The organism is Vibrio sp. 10N.286.52.F8 (assembly GCF_041468745.1).
Taxonomy (GTDB): Bacteria; Pseudomonadota; Gammaproteobacteria; order Enterobacterales; family Vibrionaceae; genus Vibrio; species Vibrio crassostreae_C.
Genome location: NZ_JBFRJF010000057.1, coordinates 1 through 1,237 on the forward strand (window position 1 = coordinate 1; position 1,237 = coordinate 1,237).

The following is a 1,237-nucleotide window of genomic DNA, read 5'->3' on the forward strand; positions in this document are numbered from 1 at the left end:
ATTAGCGGGAACTAAAAACAAAAACGGTAGTAAGTGATATGGTTTAGTCGCCAAACAAAAATCATACACAAACTACCGTTTTCATGCCGAATCATACTTTCCTATCTTCATTCTGGGAAGGCTTTCAAATAGTAAAGTCTCACCAGACAGCATCACTTATTACCCTGACTCTTAAACCTAACTCTGAGGCTAAGTGCCTTTGTGGTCTCGAGGCCGAGGCTATTCATGAGTATCAATGGCGTCATGTAAAAGAGGCCATGTTGCTCGGTGTTCCTGTTGAACTTTCCGTTCAAACACGAAGAATCAAGTGTCGTGACTGCGGCATAAAAACAGAGTCTCTATCTTGGTTAGAGCCTTATGCTCGTATAACGAAGCGCTTAAAAAGTTATATAGAACAACTGCTGCCTCTTCTTCCCATTAAGCATATCTCCCAGTTAACAAGCGTACATTGGCACACCATTAAAGAGATAGATAAACGCCGACTTCGCCAAGTGGTACCGTCAGTGAAATGGGAGGGGCTAAGGCAACTCGTCATGGATGAGTTCGCTATCTTTAAAGGACATCGGTATGCCACGGTCATTGCTGACGCTAAGACTCACCAAGTCATTTGGATAGGGTTAGGCCGTAGCCGCAAGGACATACGACCGTTCTTCGAGCTGTTAGGCAAGCATGGCAATAATATCGAAGCGGTCGCGATGGACATGAATACGGCTTTTGACCTTGAAGTTCAAGCGCACTGCCCGAACGCAAAAATCGTTTACGACTTATTCCATGTTGTTGCTAAGTTCGGTCGTGAGGTAATGGATAGAGTCAGAGTCGACCAAGCCAACAAACTCAAGCAAGATAAAAAAGCGAGGCAATGGGTCAAGCGCTCACGCTGGGTGTTGTTGAAAAATAGAGGCAACTTAAATCCACGGCAAGACAGCTATCTTACAGAAATATTGAATATCAATAAGGACTTAATGACCACTTATATACTCGGGGCACAGCTCAAAGAGCTTTGGTATTGTGAATCAGAAGCACATGCTAAAGGGCTCTGGGAGGCGTGGTGGGCACAAGTACAAGAGAGTGGAATTAAGCCATTGAAAGAGTTCGCACGAAAACTGAGTCCTTATCTTCACGGTATTATCGCATCGGCAAGTTATCCGCTAAACACCTGCACCCTAGAAGGGATAAACAACAAGATAAAGCTAATCAAGCGAATGGGGTATGGGTATCGAGATACCGACTACTTCTT

Annotated in this window: 1 protein-coding gene; it reads left to right on the plus strand. The window is 44.4% G+C overall.

The genetic code is table 11. The features are described from left to right. Positions 1-83: 83 nt before the first annotated feature. A partial coding sequence (locus AB4133_RS21405; protein ID WP_372136287.1) for an ISL3 family transposase occupies positions 84-1,237 on the plus strand: 1,154 nt, incomplete at its 3' end.